Here is a 20263-nt window from a genome sequence, read left to right as displayed (position 1 = left end):
TCGGCCGGGGACGGTGGCGTTCCGGCCTGGGACGGTGGCGTGCCGGTCGGTTCGGCGGAGAGCAGCGCGCGGTACGCCGGCACCTCGGCGAGCAGGTCGGTGTGTCGGCCGACGGCGGTGATCCGGCCGTCCTCCAGCAGCGCGACGCGGTCGGCCAGCGCGATGGTGGACGGCCGGTGCACCACCAGCAGCGCCGTCATGTCCCGCAACACCCGCTTGAGCGCCGACTCCACAAGCGCCTCGGTGTGCACGTCCAACGCGGAGAGCGGATCGTCGAGGACCAGCACCGCAGGGCGGACCAGCACCGCGCGGGCCAGCGCCAGGCGTTGCCGTTGCCCACCGGACAGCGACAGCCCCTGCTCACCGAGCCGGGTGTCCAGGCCCCACGGCAGGTCGTACGCGAACTCCGCCTGCGCCAGCGCGAGAGCGTCGCGTACCTCGTCGGCACCGGCGTCGGGGCGGCCCAGGGTGAGGTTCTCCCACACCGACATGGAGAACAGCGTCGGTTCCTCGAAAGCCACCGCGACAAGCCGGCGCAGCGAGGCCAACCGCAGGTCGCGCAGGTCGTGGTCGTCGAGGGTGATCCGCCCCGTCTCGACCTCGTGCAAGCGGGGCACCAGGGACAGCAGCGTGCTCTTGCCGCTGCCGGTCGCGCCGACCAGGGCGAGCGTCTCACCGGGCTCGACGGTCAGGTCGATGCCCCGCAGCACCGGCGCGGCGATGCCCGGATAGCGGAAGGTGACCGCCTCGAAGCTGAGCCGGCCGCGCACCGTCGACCGGGCCAGCGTGACCGCCTCGGGTGTGTCGACGATGGCCGGCGCGGTGTCCAGCACCTCCTGGATCCGGTCGGCAGCGGTGGCCGCCTCCTGGCCGTTGGCGATGATCCAACCCAGCGACTGCACCGGCCAGATCAGCATCAACTGGAGGCTGACGAAGGCGACGAGTTGGCCGATGGTGAGCCGGCCGTCGGCGACCGCGGCGGCACCGGCCACCAGCACGATGCCGAGGGTCAGGTTCGGCACCAGGTCCAGCAGTGCGGCGGTACGACCGAGCAGCCTGCCCTTGCCGACCCCGGTGTCGTGCAGCGCGCGGGTGCTGGCCACGAACCGGTCGGTCAGTTGCGGCCCCCGCCCGTACGCCTTCATGGTGCGCAGACCCTGCGCGGTCTCCTCGACCTGGGTGGCGACGTCGCCCTGCTGGTCCTGCATGCGGCGGGACGCGGCGTGGTAGTGCCGGCCGAAGCGGCGGGCGATCACGAACAGCGGCACCGCGCTGGCCGCCACCAGCAGGCCCAGCACCGGATGCAGCCGGACCAGCAGCACCACCACGACCAGGTAGGTGGTCAGGTTCAGGACGAGGAAGAGCAGTCCGAAGGAGAGGAACCGGCGCAGCACCGACAGGTCGCTTGTGATTCGGGAGAGCAGCTGACCGGAGGGCCACCGGTCGTGGAAGCTGGCCGGCAACCGTTGCAGGTGGGCGTAGATGTCGTCGCGGATGGTCGCCTCCATCGCCACCGAGGACGACGACTGCACCCACCGACGGATGAAGATCAACAGGGCCTCGATCAGGCCGAGCGCCAACGCGAGCCCGGCAAGCTGGAACAGCCCGCGCAGGTCCCGGTCGGCCACCGGGCCGTCGACCACCCGCTGGGCCACCAGCGGCACTGCGATGCCCGCCCCGGTCGAGGCGAACCCGGCCAGCAGCAGGACGCTGAACTCCACGGCGTGCGGGCGCAGATAGCGCCGCAGTCGCCACAGATTCCCGAGTGGATGTCTCCTGACCTCGGCCCGTCCGGCCGGGCCGTCGCCGCCTCCCGCAGCCACTACCCGACGGTAGCGGTAAATGAGGACGGCACTACTGTCGGCTTGTTGTCACCGGTGTTGCCCTTTTGTCGACCGGCCTGACCAGCTACGGCCCCACTTGGGTCATGGGTGTCCGTCGATGCACGCGCTTGTCAGCGATGCGGGCGCGTCAGCGTGCCTCAGCCCGGCCGCCTGTCAGCTCCGTCGCTCGTGCGTGAGCAGCCATTCCTTCACCGGCAACCCCCAGCGGTAGCCGCCCAGCCTGCCGTCGGTGCGCAGCACCCGGTGGCAGGGGACGAAGAGGGCGGCGGCGTTGCGGGCGCAGGCCGAGGCGGCGGCGCGTACCGCGGCGGGGCGACCGGCAAGTGCGGCGTACCCGGTGTAGGTGACCGGTTGGCCCGCCTTCACCTCGCGCAGCACCTGCCAGGCGTGTGTCAGGAAGATCCCGTCGCTGTGCTGCTCGACCGGTACGTCGTCGATCGCGGTCAGGTCACCGCCGAGGTACGCCTCGACGGCCGCGGTGACGGGGCCGAGGTCGCGCCGCTGGCGAGGCTCACCGCGCAGGCCGGGGTGCATCACCGCGAGCACAGCCGCCGGATCGGCGGTGAACCCGGCGGCCCGGACCGCCCCGTCCGGGGCGGCGAGGATCGTGAACGGACCGACGGGCGTGTCGACGGTGGCGCTGTCGATGATCGCCCCACTGCTTCGCAAGGTCGTACCCACACTGCTCTCCAAGGTCGAATTCACACTGCTTGCCAGGGTCGTATTCATGCGGCCCGCCAGAGCCGGACGACGGCGTACGAGCGCCACGGCCGCCAGCGGGTCGCGTACTCATCGAGGGCCGCAGGGGAGTCGGGCAACCCGAGGGCGGCGGCGCCCCGGCGTACGGCGAGGTCGGTGGGCATGAACACGTCCGGGTCGCCGAGCGCCCGCATCGCGATGTAACCGCTGGTCCACGGCCCGACACCCGGCACCTGTGCCAACCGCCGCGCCACCTCCCCACGCTCCCCACCCACCTCCAGATCAAGCTCGCCCGCCACCACCGCCCGAGCCACCGCCCGAATCGCCTCCCGCCGCCCCACCGGCATCCGAAACCCCTCATCCGGCACCCCCAACACCTCCTCCGCCGCCGGAAAACCCCCCACCCGAACCCCCTCCACCCCTGACGAACCCCCCTCCGCCCCGACGAAATCCTCCTCCGCTCCGTTGATCAAGAGGTTTGCGTCTTCCTGAGCGCCATCCCCGACGCAAACCTCTTGATCAACACCGTCGCGGGCGGGGGTGCGGAGGGCGTGGAGGGTGGTGAGGAGGTGGGTGAGGGTGGTGCGGGCGGAGGTGAGGGAGACCTGTTGGGTGGTGATGGCGCGGACGGCCATTTCGAAGCCGTCGACGGCGTGGGGGACGCGTACCCCGGGTTCGGCGGCCACGGCGGCGGCCAGGGCAGGATCGGCGCTGAGGGTCTGGTCGACGGCGACCGGGTCCGCGTCGAGGTCGAGCAGGTGCCGGCAGCGGGCCACGGCCGGTGCCAGGTCACGCAGATCGGTCAGCCGCAGGGTGGCCGCGACATGCCCGTCCGCCGGGGTCAGTGCCACCGCCCCGGTGCCGTGCGGCAACCGCAACCCCCGGCGGTACGTCCCGTCCCGGACCTCGTCGACACCCGGCAGGGTGCGCAGCGCCAGAAATTCCAGCAGCGCGGGAGCGTGCAACGGTGGGCGGTACGCCAACCGCAAGGTGATCGTGCCCGACCCGCCGAGCGCCGTACGCCGACGGGCCCGAAGCTGCGACGGAGGTACCCCGTACACCTCGCGGATCGTGTCGTTGAACTGCCGGACGCTGCCGAACCCGGCGGCGAAGGCGATCTCGGCCAGACCCAGCTCAGTGCTCTCGATCAAGGTACGGGCGGTCTGCGCCCGCTGCGCGCGGGCCAGCGCCAACGGACCGGCACCGAGTTCGGCCCGGAGCATCCGGTGCAGGTGCCGCTCGGTGTACCCGAGCCGGGCAGCCAACCCGGGCACCCCGTCCCGATCCACCACCCCGTCGGCGATCAACCGCATCGCCCGACCCACCACGTCCGCGCGGACGTCCCACTGCGGTGAACCGGGGGAGACGTCCGGTCGACACCGTCGACAGGCCCGCAACCCGGCACCCTGAGCAGCCGCCGCCGAGGGAAAGAACCGGACGTTGTGCCGCTTCGGCGTCACGGCCGGACAGGACGGCCGACAGTAGATCCCGGTAGACGTCACGCCCGTGTAGAACCACCCGTCGAACCGCTGGTCACGGCTGTCCACCGCCCGATAACACCGCTCAAAGTCCAGCTCCACACCCCCGATCATGCGCCCCACCCCCACCCCCCGACTGGCGGCTTTCGGACCCCACCCTGCCCCCGCCTCGCCCTGCCTCGCCCCGCCCCCCGCCGCCCCTCGTCCCGCCCGCGCTGCCTCACCCGCCCCGCCTCGCCCCGCCCCGCCTCGCCCCGCCCCGCCTCGCGCTGCCCCGCCCCGTGTCGCCCGTGTCGCCTCCCGCCCCGCCCCGCTTCGCACCCGCCTAGCGCCGTCGATCATGCAGTTCCCGTCGGGACAAAGGGTGTGTAAGGGGGCGAGTTAGCGACCAGAAGTGCAAGATCGACGGGGTGGAGCGGGCTTGGAGTGGGCGTGGAGTGGGCTTGGAGCGGGGTGGGGTGGGGGTGGGGTGTGGGGTGGGGCGGGGAAGTGTCGGTTGTGGTGGGTAGCGTGCCGCCAGCAACTGAAGAAGGGGCGGGCGATGGCGAGCGTGGTGGGTCGGGCGGCAGAGCCGAGGCAGGGGCAGGTGCCGCTGGACGAGTCCGTGGTCCAACGCTTCTACGAGCGGATGCGCGCGGTCGCGCCGGCGGCGGTCGGCGCCATCGAGCGGGATCGTGCCGACGACCCCGCGCGGACCTTCGCCGACACCGCCTGCGGGCGACTGCTGCGTTCGCTCGACGACGACGGCGTACGGGCGCTCGGCATGTGGGTGCACCACTGGTGCATGCGCTTCTACGACGACGACACCTGGGCGGCGCTGCGGCTGCTCCGGGAGATCGCCGGTCGCCCGCAGCTCGGCTGGACGGCTGACGAGGTCCATTGGATGCTCAACGAGTCCCACCAGGCAAACTCGGTAGCCGCCGCGCGGCTCACCCTTCCGCTGGCCGCCGCCGCCGAACTGGCCCCCGGCGCACTGCGGGTCGACACCCTGATACCCCGCCAGATGAGCCCGACCCCGCACAGCTGACCTGTCGTCGCCAGCACCACCGGGTCGAGCCCAGGACCGCTGACCCGTCGCGACCAACGCCCGGAAGACGCACGCCGACCTGTCGTCGCCCACGGCACCGGGCCCGGCCTCGGCAGGTGACCCACCGCTGCCCGGGATCGTCGGGCGGCGGCGTAAGCTGGCTCGTCGTGAGTCTCACCATCGGCATCGTCGGCCTGCCCAACGTCGGCAAGAGCACGCTGTTCAACGCGCTGACCAAGAACGATGTGCTCGCGGCGAACTACCCGTTCGCCACCATCGAGCCCAACGTGGGCGTGGTCGGGCTGCCGGACGATCGGCTGCACAAGCTCGCCGAGATCTTCGGCTCGCAGAAGGTGATCCCCGCGCCGGTGTCGTTCGTCGACATCGCCGGGCTGGTCCGCGGTGCCTCCAAGGGGCAGGGGCGCGGTAACGCCTTCCTGGCGAACATCCGCGACGCCTCGGCCATCTGCCAGGTGGTACGCGCCTTCTCCGACCCGAACGTGGTGCACGTCGACGGCAAGGTCTCCCCGGCCGACGACATCGAGACGATCAACACCGAGCTGATCCTGGCCGACCTCCAGACCCTGGAGAAGGCGCTGCCCCGGCTGGAGAAGGAAGCCAAGCTCCGCAAGGACCGGGCCGCTGCCGTGGCCGCCGCGAAGGCCGCCGTCGAGGTACTGGACACCGGCACCACCCTGTACGCAGGCGCCGCTGCCGCCAAGATCGAGCTGGAGCACCTGCGTGAGCTGCACCTGCTCACCACCAAGCCGTTCCTGTACGTCTTCAACGTCGACGAGGCCGAGCTGAACAACGCCGAGTTCCTCGACGAACTGCGGGCGCTTGTGGCCCCGGCCGAGGCGGTCTTCATGGACGCCAAGATCGAATCTGAGTTGGTGGACCTGCCCGAGGAGGAGGCCCGCGAGCTGCTGGAATCGATCGGGCAGTCCGAGCCAGGGCTGGACCAGTTGATCCGGATCGGCTTCCGCACGCTCGGGCTCCAGACGTACCTCACGGCCGGGCCGAAGGAAGCGCGCGCCTGGACCGTCCCGATCGGCGCGACCGCGCCGGAGGCCGCCGGGGTCATCCACTCCGACTTCCAGCGCGGTTTCATCAAGGCCGAGGTCGTCTCCTACGCCGACCTGGTCGAGGCCGGTTCGATGGCGGCGGCCAAGGCGGCGGGCAAGGTCCGCATCGAAGGCAAGGAGTACGTCATGCAGGACGGCGACGTCGTGGAATTCCGCTTCAACGTCTGACGGGGGTCGCCGCCGCTCAGCCGGCGCGCAGCGCGTCGTCCACACCGGTCTCGCGGCTGCCCAGGTGCACCGGGTCGCGGCCGGAGAGCACGTCCAGCGCGGCCTTGACGCTGGCGCCGTACTCGCGGGTGGAACTGATCCGCCAGGTCCGGTCGTACTCCCGGGCGGTTTCGTCGCCGACACCGATGGCGTCCACGCCGAGGTGGCGGCAGACCGTGACGGCGCGGGCCAGGTGGAACTGCTGGGTCACCACCGTCGCCCGCTCCACGCCGAAGATCCGCTTGGCGCGGGCGCAGGAGTCGTACGTGTCGAAGCCGGCGTAGTCCAGGACCACCTTGTCGGCCGGTACCCCGTGCTCGACCAGCCACCGCTGCATCGCCTCGGGCTCGTTGTAGTCGGCGTTCATGTTGTCGCCGGAGACCAGGATCGCCTGGACCTTGCCGGTGGCGTACAACTCGCGGGCGATCTCCAGACGGGCGGTGAGGAACGGCGCCGGGGTGCCGTCCGGCTGGACCCGGGTGCCGAGCACCAGGGCGACCGGAGTGTCGGGGACGGTCTGCGCGGTGTGCATCCGCCCTTCGGCGCCGGACCGGATCCAGCTCACACTGGCCCAGCTCGCGGCGACCAGCAGCAACGCGCCGACCGCACCCGCGAGGACCGCCCGGCGCAGCCAGCGACCGCGACCGTTCTCCCGGATCCGACGCAGCCAGGCCAGCACAACGGTACGGATCGCCATGTCGATCATTATCCCAGGCGGCACCATGCGAGGCGACGCGTCGATGCGACCCCTGGTACTTTGGCCGCAGCGTCGCGTGCCGGTGGCAGACCGTGTCAGGCATGGAGGCGCCGGACCGAAGGGAATCGATGATGATGATCATTGATCCTTCGCCCGTCACCTGTGGGTGAGGGCGAGCAGACCAGGCTGGTGGCCTGGAGTCATGAGTTGCGCCGGGTGCACGAAAGACTCCGCGAAGCGCTGACTGTGACCAGGGAAGCCCTGGCCGACGGCGTGCCGGCGGAGCCGGCGACCAGAGATCTGCTGTTGTTCTGTCACGGGTTCTGTGCTGCCCTGACCGCCCACCACGAGGGCGAGGACCGTGAGCTGTTCCCCGCGATCGCCGAGCAGTATCCGCAACTGCGGGACACCCTGCGTTACCTCCAACAGGACCATTCGATGATCGCGCACCTGTTGGGTGGGCTTCAGGCAGCGGTGGCGCGGGCCGCCCCGCCAGAGGAGTTGAACCGGCACCTGGAAGGCGTGGCGGCCATCATGGAGTCACACTTCCGCTACGAGGAACGCCAGCTCCTGACTGTCGTGGAAACCCTCACCCTCCCGACTGATCCCCGCACCGCCCTCGGTCCTCTCTGAGATCTTGGTACGGGAACGCCCCCAGGAGGGCACTCCCGTACCAAGATTCAACTCAGCCGAGTCGGTAGAGGGAGATGTGGGAAGGGCTGGTGCTGGTGAAGGGGGTGCGGTCCCAGTCGGCGTAACGTTCGACCAGGTGCAGACCGGCGTCGGCCGCCAGCTCGTCGATCTGCTCCGGCCACAGGTACCGCATGGCGAACGGGTGCAGGTGCACCCCCGTACCGTCGAAGGTGATGGTCTGCCGCAGGAACGTCTGCGCCGCCCGGTCGTACTTGTGCAACCTGATGGTGGCGGAGGTCTCGGTGACGTCCCGCATCCGGACCTGCTCGTCCCGGTCGAAGTCGGCCTCGTTCGGCACGTACGTCTCGATGACGAACAGGCCGCCCGGCTTCAGCACCCGCGCGACGTTGCGGAAACAATCCGCCTGCCGCTCGGCCCGCACCAGGTTGAACAGCGTGTTGAAGACCAGAAACACCAACGTGTACGGCCCACCGGGCGCCGGCACGTCCGCCATGTCGCCCACGGCCACCGGGATGGCGTCGCCACCCGGCTTCTCCCGCATCTTCGCGACCATGGCCGCTGACCCCTCGACGCCCTCCACAGCGATGCCACGGGCGGCGAGCGGAACGGTGACCCGTCCGGTGCCGCTGGCCAACTCCAGCACCGGCCCGTCACCGGCCACACCGGCGAGGAACTCCACAGCCGGCTCCGGGTCCGGCAGCCCGCCGGGCTGGTCGTAGGTGTCGGCCCAGTAACTGCCGAAATGCCCCGGATCTTCGAAGACCGACATCAGCGGCCCCCGTCGTAACTACCAGCGCCGCGCGGCGCCCTTACTTCTCGGGTACGCACAAAGCCTCGATTCGTCGAGTCGGTTAACGGATTCTCGCTGGGCAGGCGTCGCAGCGTCCCTCATGTCCGTTGCTCCCTCCACTCGATGGGCGGTGAGCCGATGCCCTCGGCTCTGCCACCACCGAACCGCGATCGATCGAACGCGGGCAACCCCTTTTCGAAGCGCGCCGTCGGAGGGCGACGCCACCATGTCCTTCAACGTGGTGACCCGGACCGGCACCCCGACGCCCTCCACCGACACGTACCCGATCAACCAGTGGCGCGTGATCGACCTGACCACCACCGACATTCCCGAGGGCACCGACGTCCGCCCGGTGGTCAGCGCCACCGCCGGCAACACCGTGCCGGGCAACCGGTTCGTCTCGTACTGCCAGAACGGCCAGACCGCGACCTACACCGCCAGCGGCACCACGCTGGACTACCAGGTCACCCTGGTCCAGTGAGCCCAACCCCGGGCCGGGCACCGTCCCGGCCCGGGGGCCTCTTGCCCCACTGCCGGATAGCCGAGCGACGACCTCCGAACAGCTCCGCGCCCGCATCGTCGCCAGCGCTCGCTACCAGGAGGGCGAGACACCCGCCGAGGGCGCCGCGAGTCTTCTCGTGGAGGCAGGCGAGGTGCTCGGTGAACTGGAGTCGCTGATGCGGCGGATCAACCGCACCAACGCCGCTACCCCGGTCGACGGTGGCACCCTCACCGACGCGCTGGCCCGCCGCGACGTGCTTCGCCTGCAGCACCGCATGGTCACCTCCGCCGCCGACGCCGCTGCCGGTGAGTGCCAGCGAGGGTTCCGTCAGTTGCGGTCCGAGCTGAAGATGATCCCGGCGCTTGCGGTGGCGCAACTGCGCAGCCAGGCCGACGACCTCGCCCGGCAACTCCGCGAGGTCGACACCCTGATTCAGCGGACGAACTGGGAGGTCGACCTGCTGGACTGAGAGTTTTGCGGAGCAGGTAGCCGACGTGGAGGCGTGCACGAACCCGAGAGCCGGCGGGTAATCCGGTTCACTCCTGGTGCGCCGAGGGCAGGCGTAGGGGTTCGACTCCCCGACACACATCGCACGCCCAGCACAGCACACAGGTGACGGCGCACAGGGCACGGCACACTACCGAGTGCAGATCCACGACGGCGAGGGTGGGACAGGGGCTTTCCGCAACGCTCGTTCGCTACGACCTTCAATGCCCGCACTGCTGACGGGCCTATCCGAGCAACGCCGCCACCGCGGCCAGGCCCGGCCGCGTACGCGATGACCGGCTGCGCGACCAGCTTCAACGCGGTGATCGCGGCCAGCTCGGTCGGCCTGACCGGCTCTGCCCGCGCCGGTGCCGTTGCGTGCAGCGACGCACCGAGCGCGAGAAGTTCCACCTGCCTGTCGGTCGAGAGGCCACGCGCTTCAGCCTCGCATCCCGAAACCACGGAGCAAACATCCCGCTGATCCGCAGCTTCGCGGGGTCATCCCCGACATGCACATCTGCCGCCGAGCGCGACAGCCGTGCTGCAAGTCTTACCGATGCCTATGCCGCTGCTCGACCGGTCCTGCCCGCTACGGGAAGGTCAGCTCCACCTCGTCGCCGGGGAAGCTCTCTGTGCTGCCGTCCGGGTAGCGCACCTCAAGCACAGGGACGCCCTCGTCCAGGTCGAACGACCGTCGCTCGGCACCGCTCGGCATTCGAGCGACCACGGCGGCACCTGCCGGAAGCTGGACCGTTCTGCGCTGGGGAGTCTCCCGGACCCGGGTGCCGAACGGGCGGCTCGTGGTGACGAGTCCCTCCGAGCGAAGCAGAGAGATGGCCATCCGAACCGCGTCGCGTCCGATCCCGTGCTCCTGACTCAACCGGGCCTCGCTGCCGATGCTCGATCCGGGAGCCAGGGCGCCGGTCTCGATCTGCTCGCGAATCAGGTCTGCGAGCTGGACGTATACCGGCGTGTGCGAGCGCGGATCGATCGTCATGAAGTAAGCCTTGTGCCGCCATGGGAACGATCCGACACGGCTATATAGCCATGATGCATTGTTGGATTGTCGCCACATTGCTATCGTCGGGCTGTGCGTTCGATCTGGAGGCGGGAACACGAGGTGCCTCACTCCCGAGCGTGACGTTGAGCTGCTGTCGCCGTACTGCCGGTGGGCTGCGGTGGCAGGGCCGTGGGCACCCGCCGGCCCGGGTTGGCGGGTGCCCACTTCCAAAAAGATCCACAACGGGAGGGGGGCAGGGCGTGGGAATCCTCCGGCGTATCGGACGGTGGGTGTGGGCCGGTCGGGGCGAGTCGGTTCGGCAGACGCACGAGCCGGGCTACTACCGGTCGGCGGCGTACTCACCGTTGCGGCCGTGGCAGGTGCGGGGTCGGCAGTTCCGGTCCACCCGGCGTTGGCGGCGTGGGCTCGATCCGGGGGAGGTGCGTGAGTTCCTGGATCAGGTCGCCGACGACCTGGCCAGCGTCTACGCCGCCCTCGGCGTCAGCAGGCAGGAGGCCGACCGGATCAAGGATGCGTTGCTGGCAGTCCGAGCAGGCCGAGCGTGCTCACGCGGGGCAGCGCTGATGGGTCAGCGGTTCGTCATCCACCTGCCGGTGGTCGCCGGGGACCTGGCCGCCGCGGTACGCCTGGGTCGGGTGGTGGCGCGGTGGGCGAGCCTGCTCGCCCGGACCGACCCGGGGGAGACCACCGTCTCGGCCGAGGACTCCCAGGGCGTACGCCATCGGGTCTTCTGTGATCTGCGGGTGGTCGGTGGCCGGCGGTGTGTGCTGCGCGCCGACCACGACGGCCCGTGTTCCCGGCGGGTGACCCGGTGACCGCTCCGGTGGCTGGATGGGCCTACCCGCGTGCTCTCCGGGTTATTCGGCCTGGTCAGCTGATGTAGTGCAGGATCACGTTGTGCACGTGGTGACTCTTCTGGTCGCCCCGGAACTCCACCTCGTAGGTGTGCGTGCCGACGTGGATGGCGATCGCGCCGGTGGAGAAGAACGAACCACCCCAGGACTTGTTGCTGACCACGCTCACGCTGGTGATCTTCGAGTACGGGATGCTGGTGATCGCGTACCGCTTGCCGATGAACGAGCGGTCCTGGATGATCACGCGCCGGTCGGTCAGCCCGATGAACCCGGTGCCGGTGCCGACGGCGTCGTAGACAGCGATGATCTGTTCACCGTCGAGCAGGCCGCTCTGTATCTGCTGGAACTGCTCTTTACGGTCGTACGTGGGGTTCGCCATGCGCCTCACCGTAGGCGGCCGACGCCAGTCAGCCCGTACCCCCGGCTCCTGGCCGCCCACGGGCCGGTCAGGTCGGCCGACCCTCGCCCGGCTCGGCGACCGCCCGGTACGCATCCTCGATGCGGGCGGCCAACAGGACCTCGCCCTCGCTGAGCGGGCTGTTGCTGTGCCCGACCCGGATCTGGGTGTGGTCGGCGCGCCGGCTGATCTCCGGCCGGAGATGAAGCGCGTCGGCGACCACCTTGACTCGCTCGGTCAATGCGGCATGCTGAGTGTCGTCGATGACCAAGGTGCGCCGGATCTGCTCGCCTTCCCGCGTCCACCCGTTCAGGAGGGTGAGCGCGTCGCTGAGGTAGTCGTGCTTCGCGCGACCGCCGAACAGCGCACGCATTACCGCACCTCCCAGGCTTCGTTGCCGGCTTGTGGCCAAATCGTCGCCGCCCCGTGTCTTGTCGGTGCCCTCTAGTCTTACGTCGCACGGATGGTGTGTCCACGCCCACACTTCTGGGGATTCCTGGCCTGACGGACGACCACGCTACCCAAACCGCCGATTGATCTGGCACGCTGGACGTCCGTGTGGACCGAACGGGCGAACGGCACCGGACAGGCCGCCCGACGAGACCCAAAGGTGATCGTGGGAGCGGCGATCATCGAGGATGGCCGGGTGTTGGCCTGTGCGCGCTCCGCGCCACCTGAGGTGGCGGGCATGTGGGAGTTCCCCGGCGGCAAGGTGGAACCGGGGGAGAGCGAGACGGCGGCCCTCGCCCGCGAGTGCGTCGAGGAACTGGGCGTACGCGTCGAGGTCGGCGAGCGGGTCGGCCGCAACGTACGGATGGCGCACGGCCGCAGCGTGCTCAAGGTGTACGCCGCTCGCCTGCTCCACGGCGACCGCCCACGCGCCCTGGAACACTCCGATATCCGCTGGCTCTCCGCCAGCGAACTCGACACCGTGACCTGGCTCCCCGCCGACACCCCCATAGTCGCCGCCCTCCGCCCCCTCCTAACCCCCAACCCCTAACCCGCCCACGCGCCCTCCGCGTCCACGCGCCCACTCCCACTCCCACTCCCACTCTCACTCCCGCGCCCTTGAGCCCGCGTGCGCCCTTGAGCCCCGCACCCCGCACCTCGCGCCCTTGAGCCCCTGCTCCCGCGCCCCACTCCTCCTCGGCCCGTCGATCTTGCACTTTCGGTCGCCGAATCGCGCCCTATGTCCCGTATGCGGCGACCAAAAGTGCAAGATCGCGGGGCGCGGGCGCGGGCGCGGGCGGGCGGGGTGCGCTGCCGCGTGAGGGCGCGTGGGGATGGGAAAGGGGGCCGGGGCGGGTGCCTCGGTCCCCTTTCGGGTGTTGCGGGTGTCCGAACTAGTGCTTTTCGTCCTGTTTGGGGTGGGCGAAGTTGAGGTGCTCGGGCGGGAGCGGGAAGGTGACGTCGTCGCCGAAGGGGCTCGGGGCGGCGGCGCGGTCGGAGGTGAGCTCCGTCAGGGGGAGCTTTCCGTTGGCACCGACTGCGGGAGCGGTCGGCCTGGGCACCTCACGGTGCCAGTTGACGCCCTGCTGCGCCTGCACTTCGGCGGCGGAGTCGTGCGAGCCGCCCGCGTGCGAGTGCACCCCCTGGCCGCTGGCGCTGGAGCGCACCGCGCCCGGGGAGTGTTCGCTGGTCACGATGGTCTGAGGCACTTGACCCCTCCGGAAGATCTTGCTGCCGAGCCACACAAGGGGATCGTACCTGCGGTCGACGACCCGTTCCTTCATCGGGATGATCCCATTGTCAGTGATCTTGATGTGCTCGGGGCAGACCTCGGTGCAGCACTTGGTGATGTTGCAGAAGCCCAGGCCCTGTTCCGACTGCGCGTACTCCTTGCGGTCGGTCCGGTCGTCCAGGGGGTGCATGTCCAGTTCGGCGGCCCGGATGAAGTATCGCGGCCCGGAGAACGCCGGCTTGTTGTCGTCGTGGTCACGGATCACGTGGCAGACGGTCTGGCACAGGAAGCACTCGATGCACTTGCGGAACTCCTGCGAGCGCTCCACGTCGACCTGCTGCATCCGGTAGTCACCGGGGGCCAGGTCGGCCGGGGGAGCGAAGGCGGGGGTCTCGCGGGCCTTCTCGTAGTTGAACGACACGTCGGTGACCAGGTCCCGGATGACCGGGAAGGTGCGCAGCGGGGTGACCGTGACCGTCTCGTTCTCCTCGAACGTCGACATCCGGGTCATGCAGCCCAGCTTGGGCATGCCGTTGATCTCCATGGAGCAGGAGCCGCACTTGCCCGCCTTGCAGTTCCACCGGCAGGCGAGGTCCGGCGCGTCGGTGGCCTGCAACCGGTGGATCACGTCGAGGACCACCTCGCCCTCGTTCACCTCGACGGCGTAGTCCTGCAGTTCACCACCGTCGGCGTCGCCTCGCCAGATCCGGAACTGACGCTTCGTACCCATCTTCAGCTCTCCTTCCCGGCGGCGTCGGTATCCTCGGCCTCGGCGGCGGCGAGGGCATCGAACTCGGCGAGTTCTTCGTCGGTGAGGTACTTGGCCAGCTCGGCGCGGTCGAACAGGGCGATCAACTCGGCGCGCATCTTCGGCAGCGGCTTGCGGTCCAGCCGGACGGTGTCGCCCTCCAGCGAGCAGACCAGGTTGACCCGCCGCCACTGCGGATCCATGGTGGGGTGGTCCTCGCGGGTGTGACCGCCACGCGACTCACGGCGCTCCAGCGCCGCCTTGGCGGTGCACTCGGAGACGACAAGCATGTTGCGCAGGTCCAGCGCGAGGTGCCAGCCCGGGTTGTAGCGCCGGCCGCCGGCCGCGCTGACCTTCGCCACCCGCTCGCGCAGCTCCGCCAGGCGGACCAGCGCGTCCGCCAGTTCGGCCTCCCGCCGGATGATGCCGACCAGGTCGCCCATCACCGCCTGGAGGTCCTGCTGGAGGGTGTACGGGTTCTCGCCGGTGTCGCGCTGCAGCGGAGCCAGTGCGGTCTCCACCGCCGTCTCCACGGCGGTCACCTCCACCCGAGGGCGGGCGGTGAGCTGGTCGATGTAGTTGGCCGCGTGGCCGCCGGCCCGCTTGCCGAAGACCAGCAGGTCGGACAGGGAGTTACCGCCGAGGCGGTTGGAGCCGTGCATGCCGCCGGAGACCTCACCGGCGGCGAACAGACCACGCACCGAGCCGTACGCGGCACCGGTGTCCGGGTCGACCTCCACGCCACCCATCACGTAGTGGCAGGTGGGGCCGACCTCCATCGGCTCCTTGGTGATGTCGACGTCGGCCAGTCCCTTGAACTGATGGTGCATCGACGGCAGGCGGCGGCGGATCTCCTCGGCCGGCAACCGGGACGCAATGTCCAGGTAGACACCGCCGGCCGGCGTACCCCGGCCCGCCTTGACCTCGCTGTTGATCGCGCGGGCGACCTCGTCGCGGGGCAGCAGCTCCGGCGGGCGTCGGTTGTTGTCCGGGTCGGTGTACCAGCGGTCCGCCTCCTCCTCGGTCTCCGCGTACTGCTTGCGGAAGACGTCGGGGACGTAGTCGAACATGAACCGCTTGCCCTCGGAGTTCTTCAGGATCCCGCCGTCACCACGGACCGACTCGGTGACCAGGATGCCCTTGACCGACGGCGGCCAGACCATGCCGGTGGGGTGGAACTGGAGGAACTCCATGTTGATCAGAGTCGCCCCGGCGCGCAGCGCCAGCGCGTGACCGTCTCCGGTGTACTCCCACGAGTTCGAGGTGACCTTGTAGGAGCGGCCGACGCCACCGGTCGCGAGCACCACGGCCGGCGCCTCGAAGAGGATGAACTCGCCGGACTCGCGGTAGTAGCCGAAGGCACCGGCGACCCGGTCACCGTCGAGCAGCAGCTCGGTGATGGTGGTCTCGGAGAAGACCCGGATCCGGGCGTCGTACGAGCCGAACTCCTGCTTGTCCTCCTGCTGGAGCGAGACGATCTTCTGCTGGAGGGTACGGATCAGCTCCAGGCCGGTCCGGTCACCGACGTGGGCCAGTCGCGGGTACTCGTGGCCGCCGAAGTTGCGCTGCGAGATCTTGCCGTCCTTCGTACGGTCGAACAGCGCACCGTACGTCTCCAGCTCCCAGATCCGCTGCGGCGCCTCCTTGGCGTGCAGCTCGGCCATCCGGAAGTTGTTGAGGAACTTGCCGCCGCGCATGGTGTCGCGGAAGTGCACCTGCCAGTTGTCCCGGCTGTTCACGTTCCCCATGGCTGCGGCGGCGCCACCCTCGGCCATCACCGTGTGCGCCTTGCCGAACAGCGACTTGGAGATGATGGCGGTCTTCTTGCCGGCCAGCCGCGCCTCGATCGCCGCGCGCAGGCCGGCGCCGCCGGCCCCGATGACGACGACGTCGTAGTGGTGTCGTTCGATGCGAGTCGTAGTGCTAGTCATGTCAGCGGGGCCCTTAGTTGATGAACCGCAGGTCGGAGATCCACCCGGCGGCGACCGACATGACGTAGAAGTCGGTGAGCGCCAACGTGCCGAGGGTGATCCAGGCGAGCTGCATGTGCCGGACGTTCAGCCAGGAGACGTAGCCCCAGGCGCGGTACCGGACCGGATGCTTGGAGAAGTGCTTCAACCGGCCACCGATGATGTGCCGGCAGGAGTGGCAGGAGATCGTGTACGCCCACAGCATGATCACGTTGCCGAGCAGGATCAGGTTGCCCAGGCCGAAGCCGAAGCCCTCGGGGCTGCGGAAGGCGGCGATGGCGTCCCAGGTGTTGATCAGCGAGATGACCGCGGCGAAGTAGAAGAAGTACCGGTGCGAGTTCTGCACGATCAGCGGGAAGCGGGTCTCACCACTGTAGGAGGCGTGGCCGTCCGGCACCGCGCAGGCCGGCGGCGAGAGCCAGAACGACCGGTAGTACGCCTTGCGGTAGTAGTAGCAGGTCAGCCGGAACAGCAGCAGGAACGGCAGGGTGAACGCGGCGTCCGGGATGATCCACCAGCCGGGCAGGTACTGCCCGAAGTGGGAGGCCTCCGGAATGCACCGGTCGGTCACGCACGGGGAGTAGAACGGGGTCAGGTAGTGGTATTGCTCGACCCAGTACCACTTGTGCATGAAGACCCGGACCGTCGCATACGCAATCCACGCGCTGAGCCCGATGACCGTGATCAGCGGGGCGATCCACCAACGGTCCGTACGCAACGTCTTTGCCGCGATGGCGGCGCGTGCGCGCGCTCCCCGCGGTTTCGTTGCCGATGATGTCATTCGTGTCTCCCTGACGGGGCCCTCTCACGGGCGGCGGAACACTTCCCGGTCGGCACGCGGGCCGGCCATGCCGGCACCGCATGTCACGTCATGCGCACACCAACGACCGCGCCGGGCGTACCGGAGCAGCTAAGTGACACACGTTACGCCGATCTAGGCGGGCCGTCCGCGCAAGGCAGTGTCCCGTGTGTCCCGCTCTTTGGAAAGCCTCCTGCCATGATCAATATGCGAGCGTCCGAAAAAGATCGACGAGCGGTCGACTGCTGGTCAACCGGACGCCCCGCCGGTGAAGTTCCAGGAGGCCAGCGCCAGCGACGGCGCTTCCCACCGGGCACCGTCCCAGCGGTTCGGCTGGCGGGCCGTACGCCGACCCACCTCCACCACCGCCCCCGGCCCGAGGGCCCGCGGGTACGACTCGGTGAAACGCAGGTCGCGGACCGCCCGGGTGACCTGGCCGTCCTCGACCAACCACACCCCGTTGCGGGTCAGGCCGGTGATCACCAGACTCTTCGGGTCGAGCACCCGGGTGTACCACAGGTCGCTGATCAGCAGGCCGCGTGGCATCCGGGACACCAGGGCGGCGGTGTCCGCATCGGCCACCGCCCCGGCCAACGGCCCCACCGCCCCGCCACCTGCCGCTGTGCCGGCTGCCGCGCCGGAGGTCGCCGGAGCAGTGCCGGCCGGGCCCGAGGCGGTCGTCGCCCCGGCCGCGACGAGGCGCAGGTTGCGCGGGATCGGGCCGACGGTGCTGGCGCCCTCCCAGGCATGCCCGGTGGATTCGCCGCCCACTGCGGCGGCGCTGCGTCGATCGTGCACCACGCCACGGGTGAGCCCCGCGTCCACCAGGGGCAGCGCGCCCGTCGGCGTGCCCTCCAGGTCGAACGGCAACCCGGCCGCGTCGAACGGATCGTCGACCAGGGTCACCGCCGGATCGAACTGGGCCACCCCGGGCTCGGCGAAGGACTGCCCTTCGGCGTACCGCTTGCCGTTGAAGCCGTACCAGGCGAGATTCTCCAGCAGGTCGGTCACGGCGGCCGGTTCCAGCACCACCGGGTACCGCCCGGGCGGCAACTCCACCGGGTCGGTGGCGGCCCGGGCCTTCGCGGCGGCCCGACGCCCCAACGCGGCGGCATCGAGGTCGGCCAGCCGCTCCACACAGTCGCGGGCCGTGCCGTCGACACCGCCGGCCCGGGCGATCCCGTCCATCGCCGCCTCCGCCGTGTGACCCTGCACCGCCTGTCCCGCCGAATTCGCGAACGCCACCGAGCGGAACGCGGTCCGGCAGTAGCCGGCGGTTTCCAGGCCCTCCGCCGCGTCCACGAAGGCCCGGACCAGCGCCGCCCGGTCGTGCGGCCCGGCCTGAGCCGTGGCCGCGTCCCACCGCGACCAGGCCACCGGCGCCGGCGGGGCGAGCCCCGGCCAGGCCGGGTCCCGAGGCGCGAACCGCACCGCCGCGAGCACCCGTTCCACCAGCCCACGCAGGCCGTCGGGGTCGACAGTGGTGCTGCTTGCGGCAACGGTACGACCGTCCAGGTGAATGCGCAGCCGGACCTCCACGGCGGACTCGGCGACGTTCTGGTGGATCGCGGAGTTGGCGAACCGGGTCAGGGCCAGCTCCGCCCGGCTCACCGTCACCTCCGCCTGCGCGCTCGCGCCGCCGAGGCGCCTCACCAACTCCACCACCTGCCCGGCAAGCGCCAATTCCTGCCCGGCAAGCGCCAACTCACTCATGAATCCACCTTCGTTCGCGACTGCGGGGCTCGCAGGAACGGCTCACTCCTCGCGCTCACGGTGCCACTCTTCGTTCGCGACTGCGGGGCTCGCAGGAACGGCTCACTCCTCGCGCTCACGCCTTGACTCCCACTCGGACGTTGCGGAAGCGGGCCGGGGCGGCCGGGTGGCCGGTGTGCCCGATCTGGCCGGGTTGGCCCTTGCCGCAGTTGGGCGTGCCCCACGGGACGATCTCGGAGGAGAGCATGTCCATCGAGCGCCAGAACCTCGGCCCGATGCCGGTGTACGTCGGGTTGCGCAGCATCCGCCCGCGCCGGCCGTTGCGGATCTCCCACCCGATCTCGCAACCGAACTGGAAGTTCAGCCGCTTGTCGTCGATGGACCAGGACCGGTTGATGTCCATCAGCACCCCCTCGTCGGTGGCGGCGATGATCTCGTCAAGCGTGTGCGGGCCCGGTTCCAGGCCGACGTTCGTCATCCGCACCATCGGCAGCCGCGCCCAGCCGTCGGCGCGTACGCTGCCGCCGTAGTCCAGGCCCGCGACGGCGGCCGAGTCCCGCCCGGCCAGCACGCCCACCCACCGCCCGGCGCGCACCGCGTCGCGCCGCACCGCCGGTGAGCCCTCGTCGTCGTAGCCGAAGCTGCCCAGTGCGCCCGGGATGGTCGGGTCGATCGTGATGTTCATCAGCTCCGAGCCGTACTGCAGCGAGCCGAGCTGGGCGAGGTCCAGCCACGAGGTGCCGGCGAAGGCCGCCTCCCAGCCGAGGATGCGGTCCAGCTCGATGGCGTGCCCGACGGACTCGTGGATCTGCAACGCCAACTGCTCGCCGCCGAGGATCAGGTCCGTCTCGCCGGCCGGGCAGAGCGGCGCGGTCAGCAGCTCCCGTGACTCTTCGGCGACGCGCGCCGCATGGGCGGTCAGGTCGAGCGAGTCGACAAGTTCCCAGCCGGTGGTGCCGTACTGGCCCCGGTAGCTCGGCCACGACCGGCGCTGCGTCTCGTTCTCACCGATCGAGGTGGCCGAGATGCCGCCGCCGCATTCGCGGATGTGCTGGTCGATGCGGTGGCCCTCGCTGGAGACGAACCACTTCGTGGTGTCCCAGACCTGGTAGAGCCCTTCGGCGAGGTCGGCGCCATGATCGGCCATTGTGGTGGTGGCGGCCACCAGCAGGTCACCCTTTGTGGCCAGGGAGACGCCGAGTGGGTCCACCGTGCAGGGTGACGACCAGCTCGCGGTGGCCGGCGTGCCGGCGACGAGGTCGACTCTCGGGCCCGGCACCAGGCCACTCGCGGCGGCGGTCCGCGCGGCCCGGTGGCCCGCGTCGCGGGCGGCCCGGTCGGACAGTTCCGGTACGGCGTGGAAACCCCAGCTCGCACCGACCAGGGCGCGTACGCCCAGACCGACGCTCTCGTCCTGGGTCAACGCCTCGATCTCGCCGTTGCGCGCCGACATCGACTCGTAGCGTCGGTGCATCACCCGGGCGTCGGCATACCGGGCGCCCGCGTCGAGGGCGGCCTGTACCGCGGCGGATGCCGCGTCGAACTCGCTCATGATCCGACCCTAGGCGAGTCGCCGACAAACGTCAGCACAGTGGTGCGACGAGCGGGTCA

General features: G+C 70.2%; 20 protein-coding genes and 1 pseudogene. 8 read left to right on the top strand and 13 right to left on the bottom strand.

Annotated features, from left to right (window positions below; translation table 11 throughout):
* The 3 genes from Vgi01_RS07250 to Vgi01_RS07240 form a co-directional block, all read right to left on the bottom strand.
* A partial coding sequence (locus Vgi01_RS07250) for an ABC transporter ATP-binding protein (RefSeq protein WP_204290519.1) occupies positions 1-1823 on the bottom strand: 1823 nt, incomplete at its 3' end.
* Positions 1824-1997: 174 nt separating this feature from the next.
* Entirely contained in the window at positions 1998-2495 is a 498-nt protein-coding gene (locus Vgi01_RS07245) for a methylated-DNA--[protein]-cysteine S-methyltransferase (protein ID WP_373306893.1), read from the bottom strand.
* Positions 2496-2569: 74 nt separating this feature from the next.
* The gene (locus Vgi01_RS07240; RefSeq protein ID WP_204290527.1) at positions 2570-4123 is read right to left on the bottom strand and encodes a DNA-3-methyladenine glycosylase 2 family protein; all 1554 of its coding nucleotides are present in this window, start codon (positions 4121-4123) and stop codon (positions 2570-2572) included.
* Between the two features lie 439 nt (positions 4124-4562).
* Between Vgi01_RS07240 and Vgi01_RS07235 the strand changes: the two genes are divergently transcribed.
* Both Vgi01_RS07235 and ychF read left to right on the top strand, forming a co-directional pair.
* Entirely contained in the window at positions 4563-5048 is a 486-nt protein-coding gene (locus tag Vgi01_RS07235) for a hypothetical protein (RefSeq protein WP_102660884.1), read from the top strand.
* Positions 5049-5215: 167 nt separating this feature from the next.
* Positions 5216-6301, top strand: coding sequence for a redox-regulated ATPase YchF (ychF, locus tag Vgi01_RS07230; RefSeq protein WP_102660883.1), 1086 nt, complete (start codon positions 5216-5218; stop codon positions 6299-6301).
* Positions 6302-6317: 16 nt separating this feature from the next.
* Here the strand turns inward: ychF and Vgi01_RS07225 are convergent, their stop codons facing one another.
* Positions 6318-7037 carry a SanA/YdcF family protein gene (locus Vgi01_RS07225; protein ID WP_373306888.1) on the bottom strand — a complete coding sequence of 240 codons (720 nt, stop codon included), beginning with the start codon at positions 7035-7037 and terminating at the stop codon, positions 6318-6320.
* Positions 7038-7199: 162 nt separating this feature from the next.
* On the opposite strand from Vgi01_RS07225, the gene Vgi01_RS07220 reads away from it, so the two are divergent.
* Complete coding sequence (locus Vgi01_RS07220) at positions 7200-7670, top strand: hemerythrin domain-containing protein (protein ID WP_204290517.1); 471 nt, start codon at positions 7200-7202, stop codon at positions 7668-7670.
* Between the two features lie 52 nt (positions 7671-7722).
* Here the strand turns inward: Vgi01_RS07220 and Vgi01_RS07215 are convergent, their stop codons facing one another.
* Positions 7723-8460, bottom strand: a complete 738-nt coding sequence (locus Vgi01_RS07215; RefSeq protein ID WP_204290516.1) for a class I SAM-dependent DNA methyltransferase — start codon at positions 8458-8460, stop codon at positions 7723-7725.
* 247 nt (positions 8461-8707) lie between these two features.
* Between Vgi01_RS07215 and Vgi01_RS07210 the strand changes: the two genes are divergently transcribed.
* Positions 8708-8962 (top strand): hypothetical protein, encoded by a 255-nt coding sequence (locus Vgi01_RS07210; RefSeq protein ID WP_199180366.1) that lies wholly within the window; start codon positions 8708-8710, stop codon positions 8960-8962.
* A 49-nt stretch (positions 8963-9011) separates the two neighbouring features.
* Complete coding sequence (locus Vgi01_RS07205; protein WP_204290526.1) at positions 9012-9452, top strand: DIP1984 family protein; 441 nt, start codon at positions 9012-9014, stop codon at positions 9450-9452.
* A 606-nt stretch (positions 9453-10058) separates the two neighbouring features.
* On the opposite strand, the gene Vgi01_RS07200 is transcribed toward Vgi01_RS07205, so the two are convergent.
* Positions 10059-10466: a GntR family transcriptional regulator gene (locus Vgi01_RS07200; RefSeq protein ID WP_102660878.1), complete on the bottom strand. Its 408-nt coding sequence runs from the start codon at positions 10464-10466 to the stop codon at positions 10059-10061.
* Positions 10467-10759: 293 nt separating this feature from the next.
* On the opposite strand from Vgi01_RS07200, the pseudogene Vgi01_RS30510 reads away from it, so the two are divergent.
* Together Vgi01_RS30510 and Vgi01_RS30505 are read left to right on the top strand one after the other, a co-directional pair.
* Positions 10760-11041, top strand: a pseudogene (locus Vgi01_RS30510) (DivIVA domain-containing protein); the annotation flags it as partial.
* A gap of 12 nt (positions 11042-11053) precedes the next feature.
* Complete coding sequence (locus Vgi01_RS30505; protein ID WP_239088829.1) at positions 11054-11305, top strand: hypothetical protein; 252 nt, start codon at positions 11054-11056, stop codon at positions 11303-11305.
* Between the two features lie 55 nt (positions 11306-11360).
* Here Vgi01_RS30505 and Vgi01_RS07190 read toward each other — a convergent pair whose 3' ends face one another.
* Positions 11361-11723, bottom strand: a complete 363-nt coding sequence (locus Vgi01_RS07190) for a PH domain-containing protein (RefSeq protein ID WP_013735804.1) — start codon at positions 11721-11723, stop codon at positions 11361-11363.
* Positions 11724-11790: 67 nt separating this feature from the next.
* Positions 11791-12114, bottom strand: a complete 324-nt coding sequence (locus Vgi01_RS07185) for a 4a-hydroxytetrahydrobiopterin dehydratase (protein ID WP_204290514.1) — start codon at positions 12112-12114, stop codon at positions 11791-11793.
* Positions 12115-12297: 183 nt separating this feature from the next.
* Here Vgi01_RS07185 and Vgi01_RS07180 point away from each other — a divergent pair, with 183 nt between their 5' ends.
* Positions 12298-12741: a (deoxy)nucleoside triphosphate pyrophosphohydrolase gene (locus tag Vgi01_RS07180; protein WP_204290513.1), complete on the top strand. Its 444-nt coding sequence runs from the start codon at positions 12298-12300 to the stop codon at positions 12739-12741.
* Between the two features lie 343 nt (positions 12742-13084).
* On the opposite strand, the gene Vgi01_RS07175 is transcribed toward Vgi01_RS07180, so the two are convergent.
* The 5 genes from Vgi01_RS07175 to Vgi01_RS07155 form a co-directional block, all read right to left on the bottom strand.
* Positions 13085-14152 (bottom strand): succinate dehydrogenase/fumarate reductase iron-sulfur subunit, encoded by a 1068-nt coding sequence (locus Vgi01_RS07175; protein ID WP_204290512.1) that lies wholly within the window; start codon positions 14150-14152, stop codon positions 13085-13087.
* Between the two features lie 2 nt (positions 14153-14154).
* Positions 14155-16101 carry a fumarate reductase/succinate dehydrogenase flavoprotein subunit gene (locus Vgi01_RS07170; protein ID WP_102660875.1) on the bottom strand — a complete coding sequence of 649 codons (1947 nt, stop codon included), beginning with the start codon at positions 16099-16101 and terminating at the stop codon, positions 14155-14157.
* A 13-nt stretch (positions 16102-16114) separates the two neighbouring features.
* Positions 16115-16921, bottom strand: coding sequence for a succinate dehydrogenase subunit SdhC (gene sdhC, locus Vgi01_RS07165; protein WP_204290511.1), 807 nt, complete (start codon positions 16919-16921; stop codon positions 16115-16117).
* Positions 16922-17188: 267 nt separating this feature from the next.
* Positions 17189-18652 (bottom strand): TldD/PmbA family protein, encoded by a 1464-nt coding sequence (locus tag Vgi01_RS07160; protein WP_204290510.1) that lies wholly within the window; start codon positions 18650-18652, stop codon positions 17189-17191.
* 115 nt (positions 18653-18767) lie between these two features.
* Positions 18768-20204 (bottom strand): TldD/PmbA family protein, encoded by a 1437-nt coding sequence (locus Vgi01_RS07155; RefSeq protein ID WP_102658377.1) that lies wholly within the window; start codon positions 20202-20204, stop codon positions 18768-18770.
* Positions 20205-20263 lie beyond the last annotated feature (59 nt).

Source organism: Micromonospora gifhornensis (assembly GCF_016863515.1).
Lineage (GTDB): Bacteria > Actinomycetota > Actinomycetes > Mycobacteriales > Micromonosporaceae > Micromonospora > Micromonospora gifhornensis.
Note: the sequence above shows the minus strand (reverse complement) of the source record. Positions and strands in the feature narration are given on the sequence as shown.

Coding starts and splice junctions, on each gene's coding strand:
- Vgi01_RS07185 (WP_204290514.1), bottom strand. CDS start 12,114: ATGCGTGCGCTGTTCGGCGGTCGCGCGAAGCACGACTACCTCAGCGAC.
- Vgi01_RS07190 (WP_013735804.1), bottom strand. CDS start 11,723: ATGGCGAACCCCACGTACGACCGTAAAGAGCAGTTCCAGCAGATACAG.
- Vgi01_RS07155 (WP_102658377.1), bottom strand. CDS start 20,204: ATGAGCGAGTTCGACGCGGCATCCGCCGCGGTACAGGCCGCCCTCGAC.
- Vgi01_RS07160 (WP_204290510.1), bottom strand. CDS start 18,652: ATGAGTGAGTTGGCGCTTGCCGGGCAGGAATTGGCGCTTGCCGGGCAG.
- Vgi01_RS07235 (WP_102660884.1), top strand. CDS start 4,563: ATGGCGAGCGTGGTGGGTCGGGCGGCAGAGCCGAGGCAGGGGCAGGTG.
- sdhC (WP_204290511.1), bottom strand. CDS start 16,921: ATGACATCATCGGCAACGAAACCGCGGGGAGCGCGCGCACGCGCCGCC.
- Vgi01_RS07170 (WP_102660875.1), bottom strand. CDS start 16,101: ATGACTAGCACTACGACTCGCATCGAACGACACCACTACGACGTCGTC.
- Vgi01_RS07215 (WP_204290516.1), bottom strand. CDS start 8,460: ATGTCGGTCTTCGAAGATCCGGGGCATTTCGGCAGTTACTGGGCCGAC.
- Vgi01_RS07225 (WP_373306888.1), bottom strand. CDS start 7,037: ATGGCGATCCGTACCGTTGTGCTGGCCTGGCTGCGTCGGATCCGGGAG.
- Vgi01_RS07200 (WP_102660878.1), bottom strand. CDS start 10,466: ATGACGATCGATCCGCGCTCGCACACGCCGGTATACGTCCAGCTCGCA.
- Vgi01_RS07210 (WP_199180366.1), top strand. CDS start 8,708: ATGTCCTTCAACGTGGTGACCCGGACCGGCACCCCGACGCCCTCCACC.
- Vgi01_RS07175 (WP_204290512.1), bottom strand. CDS start 14,152: ATGGGTACGAAGCGTCAGTTCCGGATCTGGCGAGGCGACGCCGACGGT.
- Vgi01_RS30505 (WP_239088829.1), top strand. CDS start 11,054: ATGGGTCAGCGGTTCGTCATCCACCTGCCGGTGGTCGCCGGGGACCTG.